General features: G+C 55.3%; 8 protein-coding genes. 4 read left to right on the top strand and 4 right to left on the bottom strand.

Going from position 1 to position 6,467, the window contains the following annotated elements:
- Nucleotides 1-270: 270 nt before the first annotated feature.
- Genes GS12_RS06000 through yobA form a run of 3 tightly spaced genes read right to left on the bottom strand, consistent with a single transcriptional unit; the run spans nt 271 to nt 1,902 of the window.
- Nucleotides 271-609 (bottom strand): YebY family protein, encoded by a 339-nt coding sequence (locus GS12_RS06000; RefSeq protein ID WP_034919195.1) that lies wholly within the window; start codon nt 607-609, stop codon nt 271-273.
- Nucleotides 610-659: 50 nt separating this feature from the next.
- Complete coding sequence (gene copD, locus GS12_RS06005) at nt 660-1,538, bottom strand: copper homeostasis membrane protein CopD (protein WP_034944848.1); 879 nt, start codon at nt 1,536-1,538, stop codon at nt 660-662.
- Nucleotide 1,539: 1 nt separating this feature from the next.
- A complete protein-coding gene (gene yobA, locus GS12_RS06010; RefSeq protein WP_052118364.1) occupies nt 1,540-1,902 on the bottom strand; it encodes a CopC domain-containing protein YobA in 363 nt (120 codons plus the stop codon).
- A 155-nt stretch (nt 1,903-2,057) separates the two neighbouring features.
- Here yobA and GS12_RS06015 point away from each other — a divergent pair, with 155 nt between their 5' ends.
- From GS12_RS06015 to exoX, 3 genes are all read left to right on the top strand, one after another.
- Nucleotides 2,058-2,288: a DNA polymerase III subunit theta gene (locus tag GS12_RS06015; RefSeq protein WP_034915368.1), complete on the top strand. Its 231-nt coding sequence runs from the start codon at nt 2,058-2,060 to the stop codon at nt 2,286-2,288.
- 73 nt (nt 2,289-2,361) lie between these two features.
- A complete protein-coding gene (locus GS12_RS06020) occupies nt 2,362-3,120 on the top strand; it encodes a carbon-nitrogen hydrolase family protein (protein ID WP_034944851.1) in 759 nt (252 codons plus the stop codon).
- An 11-nt stretch (nt 3,121-3,131) separates the two neighbouring features.
- Nucleotides 3,132-3,797, top strand: coding sequence for an exodeoxyribonuclease X (exoX, locus tag GS12_RS06025; RefSeq protein ID WP_034944854.1), 666 nt, complete (start codon nt 3,132-3,134; stop codon nt 3,795-3,797).
- On the opposite strand, the gene GS12_RS06030 is transcribed toward exoX, so the two are convergent.
- Nucleotides 3,791-5,857 carry a prolyl oligopeptidase family serine peptidase gene (locus GS12_RS06030; protein ID WP_034944857.1) on the bottom strand — a complete coding sequence of 689 codons (2,067 nt, stop codon included), beginning with the start codon at nt 5,855-5,857 and terminating at the stop codon, nt 3,791-3,793. The two genes, exoX and GS12_RS06030, sit on opposite strands and share 7 nt — an antisense overlap.
- A 163-nt stretch (nt 5,858-6,020) precedes the next feature.
- Here GS12_RS06030 and GS12_RS06035 point away from each other — a divergent pair.
- The coding region (locus tag GS12_RS06035) for a sugar phosphate isomerase/epimerase family protein (RefSeq protein ID WP_034944861.1) at nt 6,021-6,467 on the top strand (447 nt) is incomplete at its 3' end.

The raw sequence follows: 6,467 nt of genomic DNA on the forward strand, positions 1-6,467 counted from the left end.
AGTCATGTGCACTGTTTTTTTACAAGCAAAAAAAGACCGAAGACGATTCCTGTCTTCGGTCCAGGGAAATGGCTCTTCGAAAGAGCCGTGCGCTAAAAGTTGGCATTGATGCAGGCGATGACGCCTTGCACTTTTAAAGATAGTCCGCCAGTGGAGCTTTTCCAGTCAGTTGTCAACGTTAATCCATAAGAGTTGTGCATTTGTGATCCAGGTGTAAGAATTAAACAACGCTTAAGGAATAATCACATCGCCCGGCCCACTACGCGTCTGTCAGTCGCATAACGTGTGTGCCCGGTCGATAAATGGCGCAAGGCTCTTCTTTTCGCCCGGATGCTGCGGATCATCAATCTGTATAACGCTAATGGGTTGCCCTTTTGCACTGCCGTTTTTTACCAGCGTCTCAGCAGTATCGTTCAGCGGATACTGCACCAGCGTGCTGGGATTGATAGCAAAAAGCGCCCCGCCTTTCCCGCAGGTCAGCATCACCTCTTCACGGTTAAACGCCCACTTGTCTTTACCAATTTCAAACCGGCTGACGGTTATAATCTGCGCCGCCAGCGCATCAGAACACAAACTCAGCGCCAGTACCAGGCCAACTACCTTTTTCATCATCTTTCACTCTCTTAATAATGTCCGCCATACGGCGGTGAATTATCACATCACGCCGGTTCCAGCGTGGCAAACAGGCTGACCAGCGCCAGCGCGGCGCCTGCTATCAGCAGTTCGGCAACGGTTAATATCATAAAACTGCGTCGGGACGTTCCCTCCCGACGGCGAAAACGCGGCACCAGCAGATAACGATTGATCAGGGCGATGCCGCTCATCAGCGCAACCAGCAATACCTTGGCCAGCAACAGCTGACTGTAAAGGTGAAAGCTGGTCGGCGGCCAGCCCAACAGAATGCGCGCGTTGATTATGCCGCTGAGGATTGTTAATGATACGGCCAGATGACCGTAACGCGAAAAGCGCATCAGGGTAGAAATGGCCTCATCCTGACTTATCCGCTGACGAATATCTTTCATCAGTAGCAGCACCGGCAGCAGCCCACCGGCCCAGAAGGCGGCAGAAAGCAGGTGAACGCCCTGACACAGGCGATGCAGCGCACCCGCCGTTCCTTCCAACATGGCGGCATGGCCGACAAACGCCAGCCCTGTCAGTTGCCAGATAGCGCTCAGCAACAGTAAAATCTGCCCCGCCCGCCCCTTTATCATTAGCGCAATCACACCTGTCAGAGCGGCAATAAGCTGCCACTGCCAGACCTGACCAAAACGGGTGTTCAGCACTGCCTGCCAGACATCGGCGCTGGCGATATCATACCAGCCTTCGCCCATCAGGCCGGTTTGCGCTGCCAGCAGCGCCATCGCGCTCAGCAATGACAGCGCGGCGCTCAGGCGCAGCAGCGTTGTAAATTTTGTCGAAAGGCGATCTCTGAAGCCAGCCGGCGCAAGCAGCACGGTGAAGGCGCTTGCGCCCGCCAGCGTAATCAGCGCGGTAAAGTGCAGCCAGCGACAGCACACATAAAAAAGACTGAGCGACATATCACTTCACGCTAAAGGTATAGTTCCCTTTGGTTTTATGACCGTCAACGGAAAGCACGTGCCAGGTAACCTGATAGTGGCCGGAGACCAGCGGTTTCTCCAGCGGCACGATAAGCTGATTATGCTGCTTTGGCGCGCGTTCAACCTCGGCCAGCGGCACCGCCTGTTGGTTGCCGTCGATAACCTCTACGCCGCTGAAGGCAGGCTCAATATCCTCAGAAAAGGTCAGGGTCAACGCCTGCGGCGAAGCAGTGACGTTAGCATTTGCTGCCGGATACTGGTTTTTGAGATGTGCGTGAGCAGAAGCCTGTTGAGTAAATACGGCGACGCTCACCAGCGTCAGGATCAAAGAGAACTTACGCATTAAATCGTCCTTACCGGATCGGCCCGGTAGCTGATTGAGGTCGAAAGAATACTCCGCCTGAAAAAAGGTGTCGAGACGATCAGCGTGTTTCCTCGTGACGGGCTTGCGAAAGCGCCCGGAGTGCTTTATTTTTGCCGCCAACAGAGGAGAAGGTCATGAATCATAATCTTGCCGAACTGTCGCAGGACGAAAAAGATAAAGTGAATGTGGATCTTGCCGCCGCTGGCGTCGCCTATAAAGAACGCTACAACATGCCAGTGGTCGCCGACCTGGTGGAGCGTGACCAGCCGGAAGCGCTGCGGGAATGGTTTCGCCAGCGGCTGATGCATCATCGCCAGCTTTCGCTCAATTTGTCGCGTCTGCCTTACGAACCGAAACAAAAATAGCGCGTCCTGCGCCTTGTTTTTCTCTGTGGCTTCGGTTGTTATGACCTCTTTGCAACCATCAGGCAGGAAAAGTATGCCCACCTGGAGTATTGCCGCAGCACAGTACGGGGCGCGCCCCGGTGATATTGACTGGAATATTTCTCATCACCTCGAATTTATCCGCTGCGCCGCCGAACACCGCGTCGATTTGCTGGTTTTCCCCGAGCTTTCTCTCACGGGCTATGAGCTGGCGCTGGCGCCGCAACTGGCGATGTCCATTCACGATCCCCGCCTGGATGCTTTTACCCGTGCCGCTCACGAGGCGCAGATGACAATCGTCATTGGGTTACCACTAAGTACCGGACAGCAGGTTTTGCTTTCCGCGCTGGCTTTTTTGCCGGAAGGCACCCGCATGGCTTACGGCAAGCGTAATCTGTTCGGTGATGAGAAGCGGATTTTTCAGCCGGGAGAGAGCCTGCCGCTGTTTGGTTATGCACGACATCAGGTGGCGATGGCTATCTGCGCAGATATTAAGATAGAGGAGTTTGCCCGAGATGCGTCCGAACGTGGTGCCGATCTCTACGCGACCGGCATGCTGCTTTCCAGGGAAGGCTATGCAGAAGACAGCGCTCATCTCGCGCGCTGGGCGCAGCAGTTCAGCATGACGGTTTTAATGGCGAATTATGCGCTGCCCACCGGCGGCTATCAGAGCGCCGGAAAAAGTGCGGTATGGGATGAAAGCGGCCGGCAGATCGTTGTCGGCGGCGCTGACGAGGAAGTGGTCATCGCCAGACGCGAAGGCCACCATTGGCAGGGTGAAGTTCATCCGTTACCCTGTTTGCCTGAGTCTTAAAAAGGACAGCTATGTTACGCGTGATTGATACCGAAACCTGTGGGTTGCAGGGTGGCATCGTTGAGGTTGCCTCCGTTGACGTGATTAACGGCGAAATTGTGAATCCCATGAGCGATCTGGTCTGTCCCGATCGCCCGATCGGCCGTCAGGCGATGGCTATCCATCGCATCACGGAAGAGATGGTTGCCGATAAACCGCCCATCGAACAGGTTATCGGACGCTATCATGGCAGCGCTTTTTATGTCGCGCACAATGCCAGCTTCGACCGCAGAATGCTGCCGGAAATGCCGGGCGAATGGATTTGCACCATGACGCTGGCGCGCGGATTATGGCCGGGTCTGAAGTATGGCAACCAGGCGCTGCGCGAGGCGCTTAAGCTTGAAGTTGAAACGCCCGCTGGCCTGCACGCCCACCGGGCGTTGTACGACTGCTACGTGACCGCGTCACTTTTGATTCGCATTATGACCTTTTCCGGCTGGGATGCCGCTGAAATGGTACGTCGAATGCAGGTGCGCGGCTCCACGAATACCTTTCCTTTCGGTAAGTATCGCGGCAGCCGCGTCGACGATGTGGCTAAACGCGATCCTGGCTATCTGCGCTGGATGCTGAAAAATATTCAGGATCTCAGGCCCGATCTGCGCAGCGCAATGGAGCGCGCGCTGTCAGCCGATCAGTGAGCGTTACCGGCGCTGAGCGTCTCCTGAGCCAGCCCGATCAGAAAAGCATACTCCAGCGCCACGCCCTCCCAGGATTTAAAACGACCGGACTTGCCGCCGTGCCCGGCGTCCATATCAGTACAGAGCAGCAGCAGACTGTCATCCGTCTTCAGCGCCCTGAGTTTTGCCACCCATTTTGCCGGTTCCCAGTACTGCACCTGTGAATCATGCAGTCCGGTCGTCACCAGCATGTGCGGATAAGCCTGCTGGCTCACACAGTCATAAGGGCTGTATTCGCGGATATAACGGTAAAAGGTTTCGTCAGCCGGATTGCCCCACTCATCATACTCTCCGGTAGTGAGCGGAATGGTTTCATCAAGCATGGTGGTCACCACATCAACAAACGGCACCTGCGCCACTACGCCGTGAAATCGCTCCGGCGCCATGTTGATCACCGCACCCATTAACAGCCCACCCGCGCTGCCGCCCATGGCATAAATCTTTTCAGGGTGACCGTAGCCCTGCTCCACCAGCGTATCCGTTACGTCGATAAAGTCATTAAAGGTGTTCTTTTTATTGAGCAGCTTGCCGTCTTCATACCACTGCTGCCCCAGTTCGCTGCCGCCACGTATGTGCGCCAGCGCAAAAATGAAGCCGCGATCGAGCAGGCTCAGGCGGCTGGCGCTGAAATCAGCTTCCATACAGCTTCCGTATGAACCGTAGCCGTAAACCAGCATCGGATTCTTACCCGGTTGATAGTGTTCACGATGGTAAACCAGCGACACCGGCACCTCCGTGCCATCGCGGGCAGTGACCCAGTGATGCTCGCTTTTATATCTGCTGGCATCAAAGCCCTTCACTTCAGACTGCTTCAGCACGCACCGCTCGCCGGTGTCCATGTCCAGTTCGAAAAGCGTATCCGGCGTGGTCATGGAAGAGTAACCGTAGCGAAGTTTGCTGGTTTCCGGATTCGGATTGTAAGCCAGCCAGGTGACATACGCGGGATCGTCAAAGGCGATACCAAAGGTCTCGCCGCTTTGACGATTTATCTGGCGCAGGCTGGTCAGGCCGCGCTGGCGCTCTTCAACCACCAGCCACGCGTCAAACACGCTGAAGTCTTCCAGCATCACCTGTTCACGCGGCGCAATCAGCGTTTCCCACGCGCTTTCGCGCAGATATGCCGTGCGATACAGCCCGAAGTTTTTACCTTCGCGGTTGGAGCGTACATAAAATTGATGCTGATAGTGATCGAGCGAATACTCGTGATCTTTGCGACGCGGACAAAAGACATGCGGCCGGGCATCGGCATAGTCGGCGTCTATCAGCTGGATCTCACTGGTGGTGGTGCTGTAGAGCGCAATTAAGATAAAGTCCTGTGAGGTGGTTTTATGCACGCTGACGCTGAAGGTGTCGTCTTTTTCCTCATAAACCAGTTCGTCCGCCTCCTGCGCGGTTCCCGCACGATGTCGCCACACCTGCCAGGGCAACAGCGTCTGCTTGTCTTTTAACACGTAATAAAGGGTCTGGCTGTCGTTGGCCCAGACAAAACTAGAGGAGACGTTTTCCAGCACTTCAGGATACCAGGTGCCGGTTTCCAGATCGCAGAAGCGAATGCCGTATTGACGACGTGAAAGAAAATCCTCCGCTACCGCCATCAGCCGGTTATCCGGCGCAACCGCCAGCCCGCCCATGGTGTAAAACTCGCTCTGCGCCGCGCGCTGATTGCTGTCGAGCAGGATCTGCCAGCTATCCGGCGAAGTGGTTTTTTCAGGCTGGCGCGTATAGACAGCGTACTCTTTCCCCTCTTCATAACGACGCTGATAGCGATAGCCGTTTTTAACATAGGGCACCGAGTGGTCGTCCTGCGGAATGCGATCGACGATCTCCTTCAGCAACCGATCCTGAAGCGACCGCTGCGATTGCATGACTGCTTTGCCGTAATCATTTTCAGCATGCAGGTAGTCCAGTACGTCAGGATTTTCACGGCTGTCATCGCGAAGCCAGTAATAGTTATCGGTACGCGTCTCACCGTGTAACGTCATTTCGAAAGGAATTTTCTTTGCCACGGGTGGTCTGGTCATCACTCTCCCTCGCACTATCAATCATCTGCCTTAAGGGTGGCATGTTGCGACCACGAATGCCAGGCGGGACGGCTATACTGCTTTTTTGTTGTGAAAAGGCAACATGTCCGTTTGGCGGGCGCGGCGACGCTCTGCTTTTTTAAGTCGATAACAGGGGAGAGATATGAAATTCGCGAATAATCCACTATTCCTGAATACCGTGCTGTTGGGTGGCACGTCTGAAGAGAAAATAAGCGCTGCCGCCGGGGCGGGTTTTCAACAGATCGAACTGTGGCGTCAGGATGTGGAAAAAGCGCAGGGCGATGTCCGGCGGCTCACACAATTTATCCATGCGCAGGGTCTGGCGCTGACGGATTATCAGGTGCTGCTGGACTTTACCGGCGCGCCTGATGTAAAGCGCGCAGAGAAACGCAGCGAAGCTTTGACCCTTCTGGATACCGCCGCCGCGCTGGACGCATCAACGCTGCTGGTGCCTGCCTCAACCGATCCCGCCTGTATCGCCCAACGTGAAGAAGAGGATCTGCTCTGGTTGACGCAGGAAGCAAAAGCGCGCGGGCTACGCGTGGCGTTTGAGGCGATGGCCTGGAGTACGCACATCAATACACTCCCG

Source organism: Erwinia oleae, from assembly GCF_000770305.1.
Classification (GTDB): domain Bacteria; phylum Pseudomonadota; class Gammaproteobacteria; order Enterobacterales; family Enterobacteriaceae; genus Erwinia; species Erwinia oleae.

Bases quoted from the DNA above. Each gene is read 5' to 3' on its own strand.
- GS12_RS06000 (WP_034919195.1), bottom strand. From the start codon at position 609: ATGAAAAAGGTAGTTGGCCTGGTACTGGCGCTGAGTTTGTGTTCTGAT.
- copD (WP_034944848.1), bottom strand. From the start codon at position 1,538: ATGTCGCTCAGTCTTTTTTATGTGTGCTGTCGCTGGCTGCACTTTACC.
- yobA (WP_052118364.1), bottom strand. From the start codon at position 1,902: ATGCGTAAGTTCTCTTTGATCCTGACGCTGGTGAGCGTCGCCGTATTT.
- GS12_RS06015 (WP_034915368.1), top strand. From the start codon at position 2,058: ATGAATCATAATCTTGCCGAACTGTCGCAGGACGAAAAAGATAAAGTG.
- GS12_RS06020 (WP_034944851.1), top strand. From the start codon at position 2,362: ATGCCCACCTGGAGTATTGCCGCAGCACAGTACGGGGCGCGCCCCGGT.
- exoX (WP_034944854.1), top strand. From the start codon at position 3,132: ATGTTACGCGTGATTGATACCGAAACCTGTGGGTTGCAGGGTGGCATC.
- GS12_RS06030 (WP_034944857.1), bottom strand. From the start codon at position 5,857: ATGACCAGACCACCCGTGGCAAAGAAAATTCCTTTCGAAATGACGTTA.